This is a genomic window from Streptomyces wedmorensis, from assembly GCF_000716445.1.
In the GTDB taxonomy this organism is placed as follows: domain Bacteria; phylum Actinomycetota; class Actinomycetes; order Streptomycetales; family Streptomycetaceae; genus Streptomyces; species Streptomyces wedmorensis.
This window is the reverse complement of sequence record NZ_JNWK01000002.1, coordinates 145,855-165,980: the sequence shown is the minus strand read 5'-3', so window position 1 is coordinate 165,980 and position 20,126 is coordinate 145,855. Positions and strand designations below refer to the sequence as shown.

The 20,126-nt window shown below is 71.9% G+C and carries 19 protein-coding genes and 2 tRNA genes; 3 read left to right on the top strand and 18 right to left on the bottom strand.

All coding sequences use genetic code 11. The annotated features are described in order from the left end of the window. Positions 1 to 163: 163 nt before the first annotated feature. From OO54_RS01940 to OO54_RS01925, 4 genes are all read right to left on the bottom strand, one after another. Positions 164 to 1,009, bottom strand: coding sequence for a DegV family protein (locus tag OO54_RS01940; RefSeq protein WP_033201115.1), 846 nt, complete (start codon positions 1,007 to 1,009; stop codon positions 164 to 166). Positions 1,010 to 1,141: 132 nt separating this feature from the next. After that, positions 1,142 to 1,864, bottom strand: a complete 723-nt coding sequence (locus tag OO54_RS01935; RefSeq protein ID WP_033201114.1) for a hypothetical protein — start codon at positions 1,862 to 1,864, stop codon at positions 1,142 to 1,144. Positions 1,865 to 2,023: 159 nt separating this feature from the next. Next, positions 2,024 to 4,900, bottom strand: a complete 2,877-nt coding sequence (gene leuS, locus OO54_RS01930; protein ID WP_033201113.1) for a leucine--tRNA ligase — start codon at positions 4,898 to 4,900, stop codon at positions 2,024 to 2,026. A 302-nt stretch (positions 4,901 to 5,202) separates the two neighbouring features. Further along, positions 5,203 to 5,275, bottom strand: a tRNA-Ala gene (locus tag OO54_RS01925). A 124-nt stretch (positions 5,276 to 5,399) separates the two neighbouring features. On the opposite strand from OO54_RS01925, the gene OO54_RS01920 reads away from it, so the two are divergent. Beyond that, a complete protein-coding gene (locus OO54_RS01920) occupies positions 5,400 to 6,620 on the top strand; it encodes a glycosyltransferase 87 family protein (RefSeq protein ID WP_033201112.1) in 1,221 nt (406 codons plus the stop codon). Here OO54_RS01920 and OO54_RS01915 read toward each other — a convergent pair. Together OO54_RS01915 and OO54_RS01910 are read right to left on the bottom strand one after the other, a co-directional pair. Further along, on the bottom strand, positions 6,599 to 6,832 hold the full coding sequence (locus tag OO54_RS01915; protein WP_017239283.1) for a hypothetical protein: 234 nt from the start codon (positions 6,830 to 6,832) through the stop codon (positions 6,599 to 6,601). The genes OO54_RS01920 and OO54_RS01915 overlap by 22 nt on opposite strands. Positions 6,833 to 6,969: 137 nt before the next feature. Continuing rightward, entirely contained in the window at positions 6,970 to 8,406 is a 1,437-nt protein-coding gene (locus OO54_RS01910) for an MFS transporter (protein WP_200146715.1), read from the bottom strand. Between the two features lie 101 nt (positions 8,407 to 8,507). On the opposite strand from OO54_RS01910, the gene OO54_RS01905 reads away from it, so the two are divergent. Next, positions 8,508 to 9,371 carry a helix-turn-helix transcriptional regulator gene (locus OO54_RS01905; RefSeq protein WP_078905007.1) on the top strand — a complete coding sequence of 288 codons (864 nt, stop codon included), beginning with the start codon at positions 8,508 to 8,510 and terminating at the stop codon, positions 9,369 to 9,371. An 89-nt stretch (positions 9,372 to 9,460) separates the two neighbouring features. Here OO54_RS01905 and OO54_RS01900 read toward each other — a convergent pair. From OO54_RS01900 to OO54_RS01870, 7 genes are all read right to left on the bottom strand, one after another. Next, positions 9,461 to 9,533 (bottom strand) — tRNA-Ala (locus tag OO54_RS01900). A gap of 103 nt (positions 9,534 to 9,636) precedes the next feature. After that, positions 9,637 to 10,290, bottom strand: a complete 654-nt coding sequence (locus OO54_RS01895; protein WP_033201110.1) for a histidine phosphatase family protein — start codon at positions 10,288 to 10,290, stop codon at positions 9,637 to 9,639. Beyond that, positions 10,287 to 10,754 (bottom strand): ribosome silencing factor, encoded by a 468-nt coding sequence (gene rsfS, locus OO54_RS01890; protein WP_033201197.1) that lies wholly within the window; start codon positions 10,752 to 10,754, stop codon positions 10,287 to 10,289. Before rsfS ends, OO54_RS01895 begins: the two co-directional genes overlap by 4 nt. Before the next feature lie 83 nt (positions 10,755 to 10,837). Next, positions 10,838 to 12,532, bottom strand: a complete 1,695-nt coding sequence (locus tag OO54_RS01885; RefSeq protein ID WP_033201109.1) for an LCP family protein — start codon at positions 12,530 to 12,532, stop codon at positions 10,838 to 10,840. A gap of 19 nt (positions 12,533 to 12,551) precedes the next feature. Beyond that, a complete protein-coding gene (gene nadD, locus OO54_RS01880) occupies positions 12,552 to 13,172 on the bottom strand; it encodes a nicotinate-nucleotide adenylyltransferase (RefSeq protein WP_078905006.1) in 621 nt (206 codons plus the stop codon). A 52-nt stretch (positions 13,173 to 13,224) separates the two neighbouring features. After that, positions 13,225 to 13,386: a hypothetical protein gene (locus tag OO54_RS46290; protein WP_017239290.1), complete on the bottom strand. Its 162-nt coding sequence runs from the start codon at positions 13,384 to 13,386 to the stop codon at positions 13,225 to 13,227. An 83-nt stretch (positions 13,387 to 13,469) separates the two neighbouring features. Continuing rightward, positions 13,470 to 13,694, bottom strand: coding sequence for a hypothetical protein (locus OO54_RS01870; protein ID WP_017239291.1), 225 nt, complete (start codon positions 13,692 to 13,694; stop codon positions 13,470 to 13,472). Positions 13,695 to 13,822: 128 nt separating this feature from the next. Here OO54_RS01870 and OO54_RS01865 point away from each other — a divergent pair, with 128 nt between their 5' ends. Continuing rightward, positions 13,823 to 14,926, top strand: a complete 1,104-nt coding sequence (locus OO54_RS01865) for a M48 family metallopeptidase (protein ID WP_033201107.1) — start codon at positions 13,823 to 13,825, stop codon at positions 14,924 to 14,926. A gap of 110 nt (positions 14,927 to 15,036) precedes the next feature. Here the strand turns inward: OO54_RS01865 and OO54_RS01860 are convergent, their stop codons facing one another. The 5 genes from OO54_RS01860 to proB all read right to left on the bottom strand — a co-directional run bounded on the left by OO54_RS01860 (position 15,037) and on the right by proB (position 20,055). Next, the gene (locus OO54_RS01860) at positions 15,037 to 16,125 is read right to left on the bottom strand and encodes an SCO2583 family membrane protein (RefSeq protein ID WP_033201106.1); all 1,089 of its coding nucleotides are present in this window, start codon (positions 16,123 to 16,125) and stop codon (positions 15,037 to 15,039) included. Positions 16,126 to 16,234: 109 nt separating this feature from the next. Then, positions 16,235 to 16,795, bottom strand: coding sequence for an SCO2584 family spore wall biosynthesis protein (locus tag OO54_RS01855; RefSeq protein ID WP_033201105.1), 561 nt, complete (start codon positions 16,793 to 16,795; stop codon positions 16,235 to 16,237). Positions 16,796 to 16,871: 76 nt separating this feature from the next. Then, positions 16,872 to 18,155 (bottom strand): glutamate-5-semialdehyde dehydrogenase, encoded by a 1,284-nt coding sequence (locus OO54_RS01850; RefSeq protein ID WP_033201104.1) that lies wholly within the window; start codon positions 18,153 to 18,155, stop codon positions 16,872 to 16,874. Between the two features lie 106 nt (positions 18,156 to 18,261). Beyond that, positions 18,262 to 18,783, bottom strand: coding sequence for a hypothetical protein (locus OO54_RS01845; protein WP_033201103.1), 522 nt, complete (start codon positions 18,781 to 18,783; stop codon positions 18,262 to 18,264). Between the two features lie 168 nt (positions 18,784 to 18,951). Further along, positions 18,952 to 20,055, bottom strand: a complete 1,104-nt coding sequence (proB, locus tag OO54_RS01840; protein WP_033201196.1) for a glutamate 5-kinase — start codon at positions 20,053 to 20,055, stop codon at positions 18,952 to 18,954. Positions 20,056 to 20,126 lie beyond the last annotated feature (71 nt).

The following is a 20,126-nucleotide window of genomic DNA, read 5'->3' as shown; positions in this document are numbered from 1 at the left end:
TCTCAGAGCGGAGGGCTGCCCACCGCGCCGGAAGGCCTCCACCCGAAGGAAGGCCCACCGGCGCCGGAGAGCCTCTGTGCGAAGGAAGGCCCACCGGCGCCGGAGGGCCTCTGCGCGAAGGAAGGCCCACCGGCGCCGGAGGGCCTCAGCGCGGCAGGGGGCCTCAGCGCGGCGAGACGACCACTGCGAGGAGTCCCGGGCCGGTGTGCGCGCCGATGACCGCGCCCACCTCACTGACCTGGAGCTCCTCGACGCCCGGTACGCGCTCCCTGAGCCGGTCGGCGAGGGCGGCGGCGCGCTCGGGGGCGGAGAGGTGGTGCACGGCGATGTCGACGGCGCCGGAGCCGGCGCGCTCCACGGCGATCTCCTCCAGGCGCGCGATGGCCTTCGAGGCCGTCCGGACCTTCTCCCGGAGTTCGATGCGCCCGCCGTCGAGTTCGAGGAGGGGCTTGACCGCGAGGGCGGAGCCGAGGAGGGCCTGCGCGGTGCCGATGCGCCCGCCCCTGCGGAGGTAGTCGAGGGTGTCGACGTAGAAGTAGGCGGAGGTTCCCGCCGCTCGCTTCTCGGCCGCCGCGACCGCCTCGTCGAGCGAGCCGCCCGCCTCGGCGACCCGAGCGGCGGCCAGGGCGCAGAAGCCCAGCGCCATGCCCATCATGCGGGTGTCGACCACCCGCACGGGTACGGGCGCGTCCTTCGCGGCGAGCACGGCGGCGTCATGGGTTCCGGAGACCTCGGCGGAGAGGTGGAGCGAGACGATGCCCGTCGCCCCGGCTGCGGCCGCCTCGCGGTACGCCTCGGCGAACACCTCGGGGCTCGGACGCGACGTGGTGACGGGCCGCCTCTTCTGCAGGGCCTCGGCGAGGGCCACGGCCGAGATCTCGGTGCCCTCCTCGAGGGCTCGGTCGCCGATGACGACGGTCAGCGGGACCGTGATGATCGCGTGCCGCTCCCTCGTCTGGCGTGGCAGATAGGCCGTGGAATCGGTGAGGATCGCGACATGCCGGGACATGAGCGGGAGGTTACCCGCCGGGGCCGCCGCGCGGCAGCCCGACCCCCCTCACGCGTGCCTGCCGATCAGTCCTGGCTCGCGGCGCCCGGTCCAGCGCGCGGCCGCGTCCGGGTACCGGGGCTGATCGTTCCGTCAGGTGGTGGTCTCCGGCCGGGAGGTCTTCTCCCAGGGGTAGGCGGTCCGTCGGGGGTCGGGCGCGGTGATCGCGGACGGCTCGGCGCCGCGTGCCGCGCCGGGGTTCCCTCCGGCCGGCGTCCCGGGAGTCACGTCGTGCGCGGGACCGGCAGCGGCTCCCGGAGCGGTCTCCGGGTCGGTCCAGTGGCGCAGGGCGCCCGCCTCGACGTCGATCTGGGCGCTGAGCGTCGACAGGTCGTCCTCGGCGAACTTGAGGGCGCGGTCCCGCGCCGCGCGCCGCAGCGCGTCGGCCGAGCCGGTGATCCGCTCGGTCCGCGCGGTGAGTTCGGGGAGCTGCCCGGCGACCCACGCCCGGTCGGGCTCCCGCTCCAGGCGCTTGAGGTCCCCGTCCAGTTCGAGGCCGTGGGCGCTGAGCCGGTGGAAGAGTTCGAGGGACTCCTTCAGCGAGGCGTCCTCGACGGCACCCGCCTGGAGCGCCTCCTGGGTGGCCCGCATCGAGGTGCGCAGGCTCAGCCGCAGCCGTGCGAGCTCGCCCGCGATCCCGCCCTGGCCGAGGCTCTTGGCCCGCAGCGTGGTGTCCTCGACCGTGCGTCGGGCCTGGTCGATGGTGCGGTCGACGCCACGCTTCGCGGCCTTCACGGCCTTCACGGTGACGAACACCCCGAGCGCCACGAAGGCGAAGAAGAGCAGCGCCATGATCGTGATAATCGTGGCTTCCATGTGTGCCCCTCCGGCATCCGTCGAATCTCCACGGCTGTGGTATCTCCACCGTAAACGGAAGAGGCAGGCCGCGGGTTCCATCGGAACCCCCAACCTGCCCGTAGGGGAAACCCCTATGCGCCGTCGGCCGGCGATGTCCCGCCGGCCGACGGCTCTCCGTCAGCCGGCGACGATGTTGACCAGCTTCGGCGCGCGCACGATCACCTTGCGGATCTCAGCGCCGCCCAGCGCCGCGACCACGTGCGGGTCGGCCAGCGCCAGCGTCTCCAGCTCCGCGTCCGTGATCGACGGGGAGACCTCCAGGCGGGCCTTGACCTTGCCCTTGATCTGCACGACGCAGGTCACGGTCTCGTCGACGACGTACGCCGGGTCGGCGACCGGGAAGTCCTGGTGGACGACCGAGTCGGCGTGGCCCAGCCGGCGCCACAGCTCCTCGGAGACGTGCGGGGCCAGCGGGGCGACCAGCAGCACCAGCTGCTCGGCGACCGACCGGGAGATCGCGCCGCCGGACTTGGTCAGGTGGTTGTTCAGCTCGGTGATCTTGGCGATGGCGGTGTTGAAGCGCATGGCCGCCATGTCCTGCGAGACGCCGTCGATCGCCTTGTGCAGGGCGCGCAGCGTGTCCTCGTCGGGCGCGGTGTCGACGACCGTGACCTCGCCGGTCGACTCGTCGACGATGTTGCGCCACAGGCGCTGCAGCAGCCGGTACTGGCCGACCACGGCGCGCGTGTCCCAGGGGCGCGAGACGTCCAGCGGGCCCATCGCCATCTCGTACAGGCGCAGCGTGTCGGCGCCGTACTCGGAGCAGATCTCGTCGGGCGTGACCGCGTTCTTCAGGGACTTGCCCATCTTGCCCAGGACGCGGCTGACCTTCTCGCCCTGGTACCAGAAGCCGCCGTCGCGCTCCTCGACCTCGGCCGCCGGTACGGCGATCCCGCGCGCGTCCCGGTAGACGAAGGCCTGGATCATGCCCTGGTTGTAGAGCTTGTGGAACGGCTCGGCCGACGAGACGTGGCCCAGGTCGAACAGCATCTTGGACCAGAAGCGCGCGTACAGCAGGTGCAGCACGGCGTGCTCGGCGCCGCCGACGTACAGGTCGACGCCGCCGGTCGGCATGCCCTCGCGCGGGCCCATCCAGTACTGCTCGACGGCGGGGTCGACCAGCTTCTCGGAGTTGTGCGGGTCCAGGTAGCGCAGCTCGTACCAGCAGGAGCCTGCCCAGTTGGGCATGGTGTTGGTCTCGCGGCGGTAGCGGCGCGGGCCGGCGCCGTCGCCCAGGTCCAGGGTGACGTTGACCCAGTCCTCGTTGCGGGACAGCGGGGTCTCCGGCCGGGTGTCGGCGTCGTCCGGGTCGAAGGTGCGCGGCGAGTAGTCCTCGACCTCCGGCAGCTCCAGCGGCAGCATCGACTCGGGCAGCGAGTGGGCGACGCCGTCCTCGTCGTAGACGATCGGGAAGGGCTCGCCCCAGTACCGCTGGCGGCTGAACAGCCAGTCGCGCAGCCGGAAGTTGACGGTGCCCTCGCCGATGCCGCGGTCGGCCAGCCAGGCGGTGATCTTCGCCTTGGCGTCGACGACGCCCAGGCCGTCCAGGGAGATCTCGTCGTTGGCGGAGTTGACCAGCTTCGCCTCGTAGGAGGCGAACGCGTCGTCCCAGGTCGCCGGGTCGGTGCCGCGGTCGTCGCTCGGCTCGACGACGCAGCGCATCGGCAGTTCGAAGGCGCGCGCGAAGGCGAAGTCGCGGGTGTCGTGCGCCGGGACGGCCATGATGGCGCCGGTGCCGTAGCCCATCAGGACGTAGTCGGCGATGAAGACGGGGACCTGCTCGCCGCTGACCGGGTTGGTCGCGTACGCGCCGGTGAAGACGCCGGTCTTGTCCTTGGCCTCGGCCTGGCGCTCGACGTCGGACTTGGAGGCGGCCTGCTTGCGGTAGGCGTCGACGGCCTCGGACGGGGTGGCGTGTCCGCCGGTCCACACGTCGTGGGTGCCCTCGGGCCAGGCCGCCGGGACGATCTTCTCGACCAGGTCGTGCTCGGGCGCCAGAACCATGTAGGTGGCGCCGAACAGGGTGTCCTGGCGGGTGGTGAAGACGGTGATCGCGCCGGTGTCGCCGACCTGGAAGTCGACGCGGGCGCCCTCGGACCGGCCGATCCAGTTCCGCTGCTGCAGCTTGATGGCCTCGGGCCAGTCCAGCCCGTCCAGGTCGTCCAGCAGGCGGTCCGCGTAGGCGGTGATCCGCATGTTCCACTGGCGCAGCTTGGACTTGAAGACGGGGAAGTTGCCGCGCTCGGAGCGTCCGTCGGCGGTGACCTCCTCGTTGGCCAGGACGGTGCCCAGGCCGGGGCACCAGTTGACGGGGGCCTCGGAGGCGTACGCCAGGCGGTACTCGCCCAGGACGTCGGAGCGCTCGGCGGCGCTCAGTTCGCTCCACGCGCCCGCGGAGCCGGGGACCTCACGGGTGCCGTTCTCGAACTGCTCGATCAGCTCGGCGATCGGACGGGCCTTCCTGGCCTCGTCGTCGTACCAGGAGTTGAAGATCTGCAGGAAGATCCACTGGGTCCACTTGTAGTACTCCGGGTCGATCGTGGCGAACGACCGGCGCTTGTCGTGGCCCAGGCCCAGCCGGCGCAGCTGGACCTTCATGTTCTCCATGTTGGCCTCGGTGGACACGCGCGGGTGCGTGCCCGTCTGCACGGCGTACTGCTCGGCCGGCAGGCCGAAGGCGTCGAAGCCCAGCGTGTGCAGCACGTTGTGACCGGTCATGCGCGCGTGGCGGGCGAAGACGTCCGTGGCGATGTAGCCGAGCGGGTGGCCGACGTGCAGGCCCGCACCCGAGGGGTACGGGAACATGTCCATGATGAACTTCTTGGGCCGGGCGGCGACCGCGGGGTCGCCCGCCAGGTCACCGGTGGGGTTCGGCGCCTCGTAGGTGCCCTCGGCGTCCCAGAAGTCCTGCCAGCGTGCCTCGATGTCGGCGGCCATGGCTGCCGTGTAGCGATGCGGAGCCGCCGTCTCGGCGGCCGTATTGATCTCGGTCATGGTCCTTGAAGCTCCATCGATCGTCTCTGCCCACGGCCACTGACTGCCGAAATGAAAAATCCCCTCGCACAGGAGGGGATGCCGCGCCGACTCCGACGGATTGTCTGTCGTCCGCCGGGACTGGTCAGCGCGGCTCGGTAAGCAGGAGGCGTACGGCACGCATGGCGCCAGGGTACCGCAGGGCCCGGACGGGCCGCACCGGCGTTCCAGGGATGACGGAGGCGAGGAGGACGAACAGGAAGACGATCGTGAGACAACGAGAAAGCGGGCCACCCGATCCGGGTGGCCCGCTTTCTCTTCTGTGGAGCTAAGGAGAATTGAACTCCTGACCTCCTGCATGCCATGCAGGCGCTCTACCAACTGAGCTATAGCCCCTTGCTGTTTTCCGTCTCCGTTTCGGTTTCCCTCGCGGCGACAGACAGAACATTAACCGGCTCCCGGCCAGATCTCCAAATCGATTCTCATGACCCCTCTGACCAGCCGGGTAGGGTCGCCGACTGTGTCCGTCTCCGTGCTCTCGAAAACCCGCGTCCGGCCGTGGCCCCTGGCCACCGCCGCGGCGGCCTGTCTGCTCTCGTTCGCGGCCTTCTGGGTGGCGCAACGCCTCGCCCACGTGAACATGCTCGACGTGATGGTCTACCGGGCCGAGGGCGAGACGGTCCGGGCCGGCGGCGATCTCTACGCGATGCGCGCCACGTCGGCGAACCTCGGCATGACCTACCCGCCCTTCGCGGCCCTGCTGTTCGTCCCGCTGACCCTGGTGGGCGTGCCGCTGATGCGGACGCTCTGCACCGCGGGCAACCTGCTCCTGGTCGTCGCCCTGGTCCAGCTCTCGCTCCAGCTGGTCCGCCCGTCGCTGTCCCGCACGGACCTGTGGCGTACGACGCTCTGGGTCGCCGCGGTCGTGGTCTGGTGCGAGCCGGTGTGGACGACGCTGCGGTACGGCCAGATCAACCTGCTGATAGCGGTGGCGGTCCTCTGGGACCTCACCCGCCGCGAGGGCAGCCGCTGGGCCGGTCTGGGCATCGGCCTGGCGACCGCGGTGAAGCTCACACCGGGGCTCTTCGTGGTCCTGCTGTTCGCCGCCGGCCTGCTGCTGTGGCGCCGGGACCGGGGCTGGAACCAGTGGCTGCGCACCGCGGTCACGGCGACCGGGGTGTTCCTGGGCACCACGCTGGCCGTGGCGCTGGCGCTTCCGGCGGACTCGAAGCGGTTCTGGACGGAGACGCTGTTCGAGACGGGCCGGGTCGGCTTCGCCGAGGAGACCGGCAACCAGTCCATCCGCGGCGTCCTGGCACGCCTGATGCACACCGACGACCCCGGCATGTGGTGGGCGGTGACCGCGGCCCTCCTGGGCGGCCTGGCGATGGTCCTCGCGGTGCGGGCCGCGGTGCGCGGCGACAAGGCCGTGGCCGTGGTCGTCTGCGCGTTCACCGCCCTGATGATCAGCCCGATCTCGTGGTCCCACCACTGGGTCTGGTGCGTGCCGCTGCTGATCCTGCTCGCGGACCGCGCCACGCGCACGTGGCCGGTGACGGGGGCGGTCGCCCTCGCCTTCGCCTCGTTCGCGCTGTGGTGGGTGCCGCACGACCCGGGCCGTCCCGAACTGGACCAGAACGCGGGGCAGATGCTGCTCTCGGCGGTCTACCCGCTGACGACGACGGCGCTCCTCGTGGGGTACGCGCTGACCCTGCGGCGTCAGGCCGTGGCGAAGGAGTAGAACCGCTTGAGGGTGCAGTGCTCGTCCAGGAGCCGGCCGTAGATCGGCTCGCCCTCCAGCTCGCGGTACGTCTCGATCGGGTCGCCTTTTATGATCAGCGCCCGCGCGCACTCCTCACACCAGTACTGGAACCCGGTGTTGACGGGGTCCATGTCGCGCACGATGGGCGTGCCGCTGCCGCACCAGTCGCACTTCCGCCTGTGTGCACCCATCGATCAGCTCCAGCCGTGGCCGCAGGCCGTGCACCCACAGGACGCCCCGCCGTTGTCGCCGAGCACTTGGGTCACCCTCCCGTCCGGAGCCTCGTCCCCCTCCGGCCGTCCGATTCTGCCATGGCCCCGCAAGAGGGTCAGCGCGCTCGGCGCGGGAGCACCGCCGAGGCCGCGCCCACGACCGAGGCGGCGGCCAGGGCGAGGGTGGTCGCCCACAGCGCGTCGGCGGAATTCTGTGCTCCGGGGCCGGCGAGGCGGCCGAGGAAGAGCGTGCCGAAGGTGGCGACCCCGATGAGCTGGCCGAGCTGGGTGACGGTGGCGAGCAGACCGCTGGCGTCGGCCGCGTCCTCGGCCCGTACGGTGGCCAGGGCGCCGGTCAGGGCGGGGCTGAAGGCCAGCGAGATGCCCGCTCCCAGCACTCCCAGGGCCGGGTAGAGCCCCCAGCCGCCCGAGGTGCCGCCCCCGAGCAGCCCGCCGATGGCGAGGGCGGCCGCGGCCGCGAGGAGGAATCCGCACGGGACCAGTGCGCGGTGCAGCCGGGCAGGCACGCGCCGCCACGTCAGCCCGGCGGCGCCGAAGACCACCGCGGCGGGTCCGAACGTGAGTCCGGCGCGCAGCGCGCTGTGGCCGAGGCCGCCCTGGAGGTGCAGCGTCAGGGTGAACAGGAAACCGGCGTTGACGCCCATCGCCACGGTGATCCACAGGACGGCCCGCCCCATGCCGGGGACGCGCAGGACCCGCGGGGCGATGAGCGGCGTCCCGCCGCGGCGCGCCAGCCCCGTCTCGTACGCGCCGAAGGCCGCGAGGAGCACCAGGGAGCCGCCGAGCGAGAGCCGGGACCACAGCGGCCAGTCCTGCTCCTGGCCGAGGACCAGGGGGACGGTCAGCAGGGACACGGCGGCCGCGAGCAGGAGCAGGCCAGGCACGTCGAGGGCACGCGCGCGCGTGGGCGCGGTGCGGCGGTCGCGGGGCAGGGACCTGGTGCCGAGGACGAGCAGGACGAGCCCGATCGGGACGTTGACGAGGAAGACCGGCCGCCAGCCGGTGCCGAAGAGGTCGGCGCTCACCAGGACGCCGCCGACGACCTGTCCGGCGGCAGCGCCGGTGGCCAGGACCGCGGAGTAGGCGCTGAGGGCGCGGACCCGCTGCTCGCCGGTGAAGTTGCGCTGGATGAGGCTGAGCACCTGCGGGATCATCAGGGCCGAGCCGGCGCCCTGGACGAGCCGGAAGGCGATCAACTGGCCGGTTCCCGCTGCGAGTCCGCAGGCGAGGGATGCCGCGGTGAAGAGGGCGAGGCCGGCGAGGTACATGCGGCGGTGCCCGAGCAGGTCGCCCAGCCGCGCGCCGGTGATGAGCAACACCGCGTAGGCGATGGTGTATCCGGCGATGACGAGTTGGAGCGCGGCTCCGGACGCGGCGAGTTCGGTACGGATGGTGGGGGCGGCGACGTTGACGATGAAGACGTCGAGGAGCGCCATGAACTGGGCGGCGAGCACCACGCCGAGCAGTACTCCGGGTCGGTTGTCGGTGCCGCGGTCTTTACTGAGGGAGGGACGTGTCGTGGTCGAGGACATGCGAGGAGCATGACGACGATCCGATACGGGTAACGAGAGCCCGCCGATGCTGGTACCGACAGCACCTGGCAGCGGCGGCACGGGGACTCGACCATGGGGGTGTGACGATCGTGGCAGCACCGAGACAGCGGCGTCGACGGCCGGAACTGGCAGCGTTCCTGCGCAGCCGCCGGGCCAGGGTGACACCGGAGGACGTCGGCATGCCGCCGGGCCTGCGCCGCCGCACACCGGGGCTGCGCCGCGAGGAGGTCGCCCACCTCTCCGGGGTCGGCGTGACCTGGTACACCTGGCTGGAACAGGGCCGTCCCATCAACGCCTCTGCGCAGGTCCTCGACGCCGTGGCGCGCACGCTCCGCCTCGACCGGCCCGAGCGCGAGCACCTGTACCACCTCGCCGAGGTGCCGTACGCCCCCGACCGGGCGGCCCCGGACTCCGAGGTGGTCAGCCGGGAGATCCAGGGCATCCTCGACGCCCTGGACCCGCACCCCGCGGTGCTCTACAACGCGCGGTACGACGTGCTCGCGACCAACACCATGTACGAGCGGCTCCTCATGCAGGACGGACCGGGCCTGGACACCGGCCCGTTCGGCATACGCAACGTCCTGTGGGCGCTCTTCAGCGTGCCCGACCCCAGGTGTCCCGTGGTCGACCGGAAGCGGGAGCTGCCGCTGATGGTGGCCCAGCTGCGCGGCGCGTACGGACGCCATGTGGGCGAGCCCGCCTGGGAGGAGTTCGTACGGCGCCTGTCGGAGGCCAGCCCGGAGTTCGCCAGGCTCTGGCGGAGCGGTGACGTGGTCCCGCCGGGGACCCGGGTGAAGACCTTCCGTCACGACCGGGTGGGCGAGGTCCGGTTGACCTCGGTCTCCCTCTCCGTCAACGGGATGCCGGAGTGCCGGATCGTGGCCTACTCGCCGAACGACGAGGAGAGCCGCCTCGGGATGGAGGCCCTGCGCGCGGAGACGTGACGGCGAGGAGGCGTCAGGGCGGGTGCGCGCAGCGGGAAGGGGCACAACGACGAATCCCGCCCCCTGGTGGGGACGGGATTCGGTGACTGTGGAGCTAAGGAGAATTGAACTCCTGACCTCCTGCATGCCATGCAGGCGCTCTACCAACTGAGCTATAGCCCCTCGTGTTCTTCCGTTCTTCGCGCTGTGCGATCCGAACAAGAAGAACTCTAGCCTGTGACCTGCCGGAAAGTGAAATCCGGGTCCGGCAGGCCCGGCCACGGTCTCAGTCGTCGTCGCCGAGGACCGGCTCGGGCAGCGTGCCGGCGTTGTGCTCCGTCAGGCGCCACCCGCGCGCGCCCTCGCCGAGGACCGACCAGCAGCAGTTGGAGAGGCCGCCCAGGCTCTCCCAGTGGCGGGCCTCCAGGCCGAGCAGCCGGCCGATGGTGGTGCGGATCGTGCCGCCGTGGCTCACCACGACGAGGGTGCCGTCCTGGGGCAGCTTGTCCGCGTGGCCCAGGACCACCGGGGCGGCCCGGTCGGCGACCTCGGTCTCCAGCTCGCCGCCGCCCCGGCGCACGGGCTCCCCGCGCTTCCAGGCGGCGTACTGCTCGCCGTACCGCGCCACGATCTCGTGGTGGGTCAGCCCCTGCCACTCCCCCGCGTACGTCTCGCGCAGCGCGGAGTCGTGGACGACGGTGTGGCCGGTGAGCGCGGCGAGCTCGGCGGCGGTGGCCGCCGCGCGCTGCAGGTCGGAGGCCACGATGGCGTCCGGCTTCAGCGCGGCCAGCAGCCGGGCTGCGCGGCGCGCCTGGCCGACGCCGACCTCCGTCAGCTCGATGTCGGTCGAGCCCTGGAAGCGGCGCTCCAGGTTCCAGGAGGTCTGGCCGTGGCGCCAGAGGACGATGCGGCGGCCGCTGCCGCCCTTGGTGGTGCTCAGCTCAGCTCACCGTCCACTTCGTCGGGCAGGCCGGCGGCGTGGTCGGAGAGGTCGACACCGGTCAGGGCGGCGTGCTCGGCGCCCTTGCCCCGGGTCTTCTGCGCGTCCTCGGGCAGCGGCAGCTCGGGGCAGTCCTTCCACAGCCGCTCCAGGGCGTAGAAGACGCGCTCCTCGCTGTGCTGGACGTGGACGACGATGTCGACGTAGTCCAGGAGGATCCAGCGCGCGTCGCGGTCGCCCTCACGGCGGACCGGCTTGGCGCCGAGGTCCTTGTTCAGGCGCTCCTCGATCTCGTCGACGATCGACTTGACCTGGCGGTCGTTGGGCGCGGAGGCGAGCAGGAAGGCGTCGGTGATCGACAGCACGTCGCTGACGTCGTACGCGATGATGTCGTGCGCGAGCCGGTCTGCGGCCGCCTGTGCGGCGGCGTTGACGAGCTCGATGGAACGGTCCGTGGCGGTCACAAGCAGGCTTTCGTCGGCGGTCCAGTACCCCTCCAGGGTCTCACGGACCGCCGACGGCCCCGCCAACGATTTCCGGAGCGCCGCTACGAGGCTCCCGGGATCTTGTAGTCCTGGCCGAGGATCACGGTCACCGCGGCGGCTCCCACCGGCTTCCCCTTGGTGACCGAGCCTTCAGGGAGGCCGAGCGTCTTGGCCACCTCGACCGCGGTCGGCTTGTGCGCGTCGTCGCCGTAGACGACCTGCGACTTCTCCTGGGTGTCGCCGGTGCTGCCGCCAACGAAGGCGTAGCCGCCGTTGATCAGGACGACCCGGGCGGCCTCCGTGGCCTTCTTGCCGGATCCGTCCCGCAGCGAGACCCGGGGCACGTCGCCGGCCTCGGGGGCGGTGACCTTTCCGCCGAGGATGTCCTTCACCACACTGTCGCTCGCGCCCTCGGTCAGCGTCCCGTCCTGCCCGACCGGGAGCAGGGCCGTCTTGTAGTCGCCGATCTTGGCGTGCTCGGCGAGCTTGGCCAGGGAGGCGGCGAGGTCCTTCTCCGGGAGGGAGGGGTCGAGGATCTGCTGGAGGGTCTCGACGGTGACCATGGCGACCTCGGGGTCGGAGGAGATCTTGCGCAGCACCCCGTACATGACCTGGCCGAAGCGCTGGAGCTGCTTGGCCTCGGCCTCGCCGGGCGCCCGGTAGGTGGCGTAGGCGACGGCGGCGCGGCCGTTCAGCGTCTGCTTCTCGCCCTTCTTGACGAGCGGCTCGGCGCCCTTCTTCGGGTCGGGCACGTCCGTGTCGGTGTCGGTCTCGATGCTGCTGACGGCCTCGACGAGGTTCTCGAGGAACGGGGTGTCCAGGCGCCAGGTGCCGGTGATCTTCGTCCCGAGGAGGTTGTCGATCGCCTCGCGGGTGCCGCCGGATCCGTCGTCCTCGACCGACTTGCCGAGGGTGGTCGCGGCCCCCTCGTCGTCGGCGACGACGACGGAGTTGGGGAGCAGGATCGTGGTGCCCTGGCGGGTGGTCGTGTTGTCCACCAGGAGGGCGGTGGAGGTGCCGCCGCTCTTGAGGTCGTGGAGGTGGACGACGATCATGTCGCGCTTCTGCGGGCCGGTCGCGGTGTTCCCCTTCTGCTCCGGGGCGGACGTCCCGGGGAGCATGCCGGCGGACCAGAGGTAGCCGACGCCGCCGACGACGGCGAGCGCGAGGACGACGACGAGCGCGATGACCCGGTTGCGGCCGCGGCGCCTGGCCTCCTCGCGCCGCTCCGAGCGGCTCTCGGTGAACTTGAGCCAGTCGATGACGTCCTCGGAGTCCTCGTCGGGCTCCTCGATGAAGGAGAACTGCTCGGTGCGGTACTGCCGGTCGTCGTCGCCCTGCCGTGCCGGGGCGGGCCGCTCGGGAGCGGGCCGCTGGCCGGGGACGCCGGCCGGGGCCGCGACCGGCGCGGCCGGCGGTTCGGGGGCGACGGGGGCGGCCTGCGCCGGGACGGGCTCGGCCTGGGCGGCCCACTGCTGCCCGGTGTCGTAGGACTGCGGGTAGGCGTAGCCCTGCCGGCCGTACGGGTCGTACGGCGGCTGCTGGGCCTGGGGCTGCGGCGCCTGCGGCTGCTGCTGGGCGTACGGGTCGTAGCCGTATGCCTGCTGCGGCTGCTGCTGCGCCTGCTGCTGGTGGCCGGCGTACGGGTCGTAGTGCTGCGCGGGCTGCTGGTACACCGGCTGCCCGTACTCGTCATAGCCGATGATCTGCGGCTGCTGTGGATAGTACGGGTCGTACGGATGCTGCTGATCGTTCACCGGTGCCCCTCCCCGAAGCTCACTTGCCGCGGTACAGCTGGCGCTTGTCGATGTAGCGCACCACGCCGTCCGGAACCAGGTACCAGACCGGATCCCCCTGCGCGACCCTCGCCCGGCAGTCGGTGGAGGAGATCGCGAGCGCGGGGACCTCGACCAGCGAGACGCCGCCCTTGGGCAGTCCGTCGTCGGTGAGGTCGTGGCCCGGTCGGGTGACACCGATGAAGTGGGCGAGCGCGAAGAGCTCCTCGGCGTCGCGCCAGGTGAGGATCTGCGACAGCGCGTCGGCCCCGGTGATGAAGAAGAGGTCCGAGTCGCTGTTGAGAGAACGCAGGTCCCGCAGAGTGTCGATGGTGTACGTCGCGCCGCCGCGGTCGATGTCGATGCGGCTGACCGAGAACTGCGGGTTGGACGCCGTGGCGATGACGGTCATCAGGTACCGGTCCTCGGCCGCCGAGACCGCCTTGTGGCTCTTCTGCCACGGTTCCCCGGTCGGTACGAACACCACCTCGTCCAGGTGGAACAGGGCGGCCACCTCGCTCGCCGCCACCAGGTGTCCGTGGTGGATCGGGTCGAAGGTTCCGCCCATCACGCCGACTCGGCGCTTCCCGCGCCCGCCAGTAGGCACTTCCTGCTCTCCCATGCGTGCAGAGCCTACTGGCACGGCAGCGGACGCCGGATCAGTGGTCGCCGGATCAGCGGTCGCGGTTGAAGCGGGTGGTGATCCACAGCAGCAGGAGCAGGGCACCGAAGGCGCCGAAGCCGGTGAGGTAGGGGCTGAGGCTGTCGTGGTTGCCGCCGTGCTCGGCGCCCTCGGCAAGAGAGACCAGGTTGGCGGCGGTGCTGTGGAGGCTCATCTTCAGCAGACCTATCGATCGGGGATGGGAGCGGAGACTTCGCGCACATCGTATGCGGGCCGTCCCGAGGCGCTCACGCCGACTCAGGCGTTGGCGTCGTGGTCCGTGTCGCCGTCCGTACGGCTCGCGGGTCCGCCGGCCGCGTCGGCGGCGTCCGCGTCGTCGCCGCCGTAGCCGCGCAGCAGGAACCAGGCGAGCAGCGCGCCGCCCACGAGCGAGACGAGCAGCACGATCCGGAGCGTGTTGCCCGCCCCTTGTGCGGCGGCGCCCGCAAGCAGGGCGGCAGCGGCTTCGGCGGTGTCCGGCATGTCGGTCGTGCTCCCAGGTCGTCCTCGGTGCCCGAGTTATCCACAGGCTCCGACACACGGTAACGCCAGCGCCTAGGGTGGGTTCAGTCAGGGGGACGAGCACCGACTCGTACGAACAGGGGGCATCCATGACCGAGAACGACCAGGGGAACGTGCCGAGCAGGCAGCGGAAGCGGTTCCCGGGCATCTCCTCGCGGGCCTACGAACATCCGGCCGACCGCTCGGCCCTCGTGGCCCTGCGGAAGCTCAGCGGCTTCGACACGGTCTTCAAGGCCCTCAGCGGCCTGTTGCCCGAGCGCAGCCTGCGGCTCCTCTTCCTCTCGGACTCCGTCCGGGTGAGCGACGCCCAGTTCAGTCATCTCAACGACATGCTGCGGGACGCCTGTTACGTCCTGGACCTGGAGAAGGTCCCGCCGATGTACGTGGCGCAGGACCCGAAGCCCAACGCGATGTGCATCGGCCTGGACGAGCCGATCATCGTGCTCACCACCGGCCTGGTGGAGCTCCTCGACGAGGAGGAGATGCGGGCGGTCGTCGGCCACGAGGTCGGCCACGCGCTCTCCGGCCACTCCGTCTACCGCACGATCCTGCTCTTCCTCACGGGCCTGGCGGTCAAGGTCGCCTGGATTCCACTGGGGAACGTGGCGATCATGGCCATCGTCACCGCGCTGCGCGAGTGGTTCCGCAAGTCGGAGCTCTCCGCCGATCGGGCCGGGCTGCTGGTCGGGCAGGACGTGCAGGCCTCGATGCGCGGTCTGATGAAGATCGCCGGCGGCAACCACCTGCACGAGATGAACGTGGACGCGTTCCTCGCCCAGGCCGACGAGTACGAGAAGTCCGGGGACCTGCGGGATTCGGTCCTGAAGATCCTCAACGTGCTGCCGCGCTCGCACCCGTTCACCACCGTCCGGGCGGCGGAGCTGAAGAAGTGGTCGGAGAGCCGCGACTTCCAGCGGATCATGGACGGGCACTACCCGAAGCGCTCGGAGGACAAGGACACCTCGGTCACGGACTCCTTCCGGGAGTCGGCCGGGCACTACGCCGATACGGTGCGGACCAGCAAGGATCCGCTGATGAAGCTGTTCGGGGACATAGCCGGTGGCGCCGGTGACCTGGCGGGCGACCTGGGCGGCCGGCTGCGCAACCGCTTCGGGACCGGTCAGGACCCCAGGAAGGCGGACGCCGAGGACGAGGGCACGACGGGCACCCAGGACGGCCGGAGCGAGGCCTGAGGGCCCGGCGCCACGGGCCCGGCCGTCAAGGGCTGAGGGCCCGGATCAAGGGCTGAGGGCCCGCGCCACGGACGGCCGGAGCCGAGGGCTGAGGGCCCGGCACCGCACGGTCAGAGCGAGGGCTGGGCGCTCGGGGCGAGGGCTCCGCAGAGCGAGGGCGCGGCGGGCCGGCCCGTGGCGTACGGGTCGGTGACCGCCGGGCCACCGCCCGTGTCGGGGACCCGCGCCCCGGCCAGGAGCGGCTTGAGCGAGCCGGTGGTGTCGGCTCCGCACGCCTGCGGTCCGGCCTCGACGGTGCTGATCAGCAGCTCGGCCCGGTGCATGCGCAGGTCGTCGCGGTCGAAGCGGAAGTGCACTTGGCGGTGGACGGTGAAGAGGGACGCCGCGGCGACCGGCCCGGCGCCCTGGACGGCCGGGCGGAGGGCGTAGGTGTACGTGTGGTCGGCGGTGACGTCCAGCGTGTCGGGGCCGGTCTCCTCGAAGCGGAGGATGCCCTGCACGCGGGTGGCGGGGTCGGTGACGACGGCCTGCCGGGGGTCGAAGCGGACGAGCCAGCCGGCGAGGGCGTGACGGCCGTCGTCGGCGGGCGACTCGACGCTCCGGTCGAACTGTTCCAGCTGGTCCGGGTCGAGCAGCAGCCGTACGGGCCGGACGGTCGCCCCGGACAGGACGTCGGGATCCAGGGAGGAGGCCACCAGGTAGTCCTTGGCGATGCCGAGGGCGGTGACGACCTGGCTCTCGGCGAAGTGGGAGGTGCGTCCGGCGACCGGCAGGTTGATGCCGGCGGCGCCGGTGCGGTACTCGGCGGCCGGGCTGTGCGCGAAGAGCCGGGCGGGATCGCCACCCGGGACCGGGCCCGGAGGGGCGAGGGGGACCACCGTGGTCCGCAGCGGCTCGGCCCGCTGGTCGACCGGGGGCTGGTACGGGTTGCGGACGCCCAGGTAGATGGCGGTCCCGAAGGCCAGGAGGATCAGCAGGACCAGCAGTGCCGCCTGGCGGGAGCTGCTGCGGCGCTCCCAGGCGGAGGGGCGGCTCCGGACGGCCCGGGCGTGCTCGCCCATCCGTTCCTGGGCGGAGAACTCCTGGAGGCGGGCAGCACGGACGAACGCCTCGTCGAAGACGACGGATCGGTACTCGTCCTCACCACCGCCGGGGAACCCCTCGGGCGTCCCCTCAGGCGGGTCGCCACGCCCTGCCATACCTTCAGGGTAGGTCTGCGGGCGCTTCGGTAAACGCCCAGCTACACGACAAGTTCGGAAGAATTCCGCCGTCGGGGCGTACCGGCGCCGGCGGGCCGGTACGCGGCCGCTACTCGGACGCGGCGGACCTGGCCGCGGGCGCGTGGTCCGCGGGCGGGGCGGGAAGGGGCTTCGGCGTGTCGACACCGGTGGTGGCCGGCGGCGGGACCTGATCGTCGCGGTTGGCCGCGGCGCCCCGGTAGACGGCACTGAAGGCGAGGGCGACCATGCCGATCCCCATGACGAGGGCGAGGATCCAGGCCACGGGCCGGTGCCAGCGGGCGGTGCCCCGGTAGGGGCGCAGGGCGCCGCCGTGGCGCCCGTAGGGGCTGGCGTCGTCGCCGACGTCGTCGGGCTCGTAGGTGAGGCCTACGGGGTCGCGCCCGTCCTCGTAGGGGTCGTCGTCGGCCGCTCCGATACCGGCGCGGGCGCGGGCCGCCTCGGCCTCCGCGCGGGCCTGGGCGGCGGCGAGGAGCCGCTCCACCGCCGTCGGCTCGTGGATGGTGGCGGCCCGTACGAAGTCCTCGTCGAACACCACGGCGGCGTAGACCTCGTCGGCGCCTCCGCGGTCGACACCGTCATCGGGGTCCCCGCCGTCCTGGAACGGCTGGCCCCCCACGTCGTCCGGCACGGATTCAGAGTAGACCCGCGAGGTGGTTTTGGGCAGGGAGAGTGCGAACCCTCCCCGCACGTACCGAAAGGAGGTGTTACCGCACGTGACCGTCACCGGTGACGATGTACTTGGTCGAGGTCAGCTCGGGAAGGCCCATGGGGCCCCGGGCGTGCAGCTTCTGGGTCGAGATCCCGATCTCGGCGCCGAAGCCGAACTGGCCGCCGTCCGTGAACCGGGTGGAGGCGTTCACGGCGACCGTGGTCGAGTCGACCAGCTGGGTGAAACGGCGGGCGGCGGCCTGCGAGGTGGTCACGATCGCCTCGGTGTGGCCGGAGGACCACATCCGGATGTGCTCCACGGCCTTGTCGAGGGAGTCGACGACGGCGGCGGCGATGTCGTACGAGAGGTACTCGGTCTCCCAGTCCTCGGCGGTGGCAGGTACGACGGTGGCCTTGGAGCCCTCGGAGAGGGCGAGGACGCGCTCGTCGGCGTGGACGGTGACGCCGGCGTCGGCGAGGGCGGCGAGGGCCTTGGGCAGGAAGGCCTCGGCGACGTCCTGGTGGACGAGGAGGGTCTCGGCGGCGTTGCAGACGCTGACCCGCGAGGCCTTGGAGTTGAGCAGGATGTCGACGGCCATGTCGAGGTCGGTCTGGGCGTCGACGTAGACGTGGCAGTTGCCGGTGCCGGTCTCGATGACCGGGACGGTGGACTCCTCGACGACCGTCCGGATGAGGGAGGCGCCGCCGCGCGGGATGAGGACGTCGACGAGGCCGCGGGCGCGCATCAGCTCGCGGACGGACTCGCGGGACTCGCCGGGGACGAGCTGGATGGCGTCGGCGGGCAGTCCCGCGCCGCCGACGGCGTCGCGCAGGACGGTCACCAGGGCGGTGTTGGAGGCGTACGCGGAGGAGGAGCCGCGGAGCAGGACGGCGTTGCCGGACTTGAGGCAGAGCGCTGCGGCGTCGACGGTGACGTTGGGGCGGGCCTCGTAGATGATGCCGACGACGCCGAGCGGCACGCGGACCTGGCGCAGGTCGATGCCGTTGGGGAGGGTCGAGCCGCGGACGACCTCGCCGACGGGGTCGGGCAGTGCGGCGACGTCGCGGACGTCGGCGGCGATGGCCCGGACGCGCTCCGGCGTGAGGGTGAGCCGGTCGATGATGGCCTCGCTGGTCCCGGCTTCGCGGGCCTTGGCGATGTCCTCGGCGTTGGCCTCGACGATCTCTGCGGTGCGCACTTCGAGGGCGTCCGCGATCGCCAGCAGGGCGTCGTCCTTGGCCGCGCGCGGGAGTGGCGCGATTTCGGCGGCGGCGCCACGGGCCCGGTAGGCGGCCCGGGCGACCGGGGAGAGGTTGTCGAAGGGCGTGAGCGAGGTCATGTCCGCAGGGTACTGGCACCTCTGCGGACATCCCTCACGTATCCCGCACTCCGAGACATGGCCCGCCACGGGGGCGGGCCCGGGAACCGGGCCGCGGCCGGGGTGGTCAGTAGGGGTGGACCCCGACCGGGGCGGCCGGCGGCGGGCCGTAGCCCTCCGCGATCCGCTGGTGGTAGGTCTCGCGGTCGATGACCTCAAGGCCGACGATCTCCCAGGGCGGCAGCTTGGCGGTCTGCCGGTGCTCGCCCCAGAGGCGCAGGGCGACGGCCGCGGCGTCGTGCAGGTCGCGGGCCTCCTCCCAGTAGCGGATCTCGGCGTGGTCGTTGGCGTAGCGGCTGGTCAGCAGGAAGGGGTGGTCGTGGGCGAGCTGCTCCAGCCCGCGCCGTACCTCCTTCAGCGGCGACTCCACGCCGGAGACGCTGAGGGTGATGTGCCAGAGCTTGGACTCGGGCTGCTCCTTGCCGCGTGCCTCGCGTGTCTCGCGTGACTCACGCGTCTCGGTGGTGGTCTCGGTCTTCCTGTCCGTCGACCTGTCCCGTACCTCGTCGAAGTCGGCTCCGGCCTCGACACTGGTCAGGGCGCGTTCGGCAGTCCCGCGGGGCGGTGCCCCTGGGCGCGCTCGTCTCACCGGCGGCCTCCTGTGTGATGCGTGTGGTGCTGTACCCCGCCTTGTCTTACCCCCGAGACAAAGTTGACCAGTCCGAGGCCTTACATGGGGCGGTTTTGGTAAACGTCCCTTCCGGATGGCCGGACTTTCGGCCGTTTCGTAGGGGTCGGTCGACCGGGCGTGGGACGGTCAGGCGATGACGACCAGGTCGTCGCGGTGCACGACCTCGCGTTCGTACTCGGGTCCGAGGTCCCCGGCCAGTTCACGGGTGGACCGGCCGAGCATCCGGGGGAGTTCCTTGGCGTCGAAGTTGACGAGGCCGCGGGCGACGGCCCGGCCTGCGGTGTCGCGCAGCTCGACCGGGTCACCGGCGACGAAGTCGCCCTCGACGGCGGCGACACCGGCCGCGAGCAGGGACTTCTTGCCCTCGACCACGGCGCGCACGGCTCCGTCGTCGAGGGTGAGGGAGCCCTGCGGAGTGGAGGCGTGGGCGAGCCAGAGGAGCCGGTCGGCGGAGCGGCGGCCGGTGGAGTGGAAGTACGTGCCGGTGTCGCGGCCGGCGAGGGCGTCGGCGGCCCGGCTCGCGGAGGTGAGGACGACGGGGATGCCGGCGGCGGCGGCGATGCGGGCGGCCTCGACCTTGGTGACCATGCCGCCGGTGCCGACGCCCGCCTTGCCGGCCGCGCCGATCTCGACGTGGGCGATCGACTCGGGGCCGGTGACCTGCGCGATCCGCGACGTGCCGGGCTTGGCCGGGTCGCCGTCGTACAGCCCGTCGACGTCGGAGAGGAGGACCAGCAGGTCGGCGCGGACGAGGTGGGCGACGAGCGCGGCGAGCCGGTCGTTGTCGCCGAAGCGGATCTCGTCCGTGGCGACGGTGTCGTTCTCGTTGACGACGGGCAGTGCGCCCATCGCCAGGAGCTGGTCGAGCGTCCGGTACGCGTTGCGGTAGTGGGCGCGGCGGCTGGTGTCGTCGGTGGTGAGGAGGACCTGGCCGACCCGGACGCCGTAGCGGGCGAAGGAGGCGGTGTAGCGGGCGACGAGGAGGCCCTGGCCGACGCTGGCGGCGGCCTGCTGGCGGGCGAGGTCCTTGGGGCGGCGGGTGAGGCCGAGGGGGGCGAGGCCCGCGGCGATGGCGCCGGAGGAGACGAGGACGATCTCCTTCTCGCCGCCGCTGCGGACCTTGGCGAGCACGTCGACGAGGGCGTCGACGCGGTCGGCGTCGAGGCCTCCGGAGGCGGTGGTGAGGGACGAGGAGCCGACCTTGACGACGATCCTGCGGGCCTCCGTCACGTACTGCCTCGTCACGTCCGTCTGTCCCGTCACCTGCGTTGCCACCTGCGTCGTCCTCACTCGGCCTCACG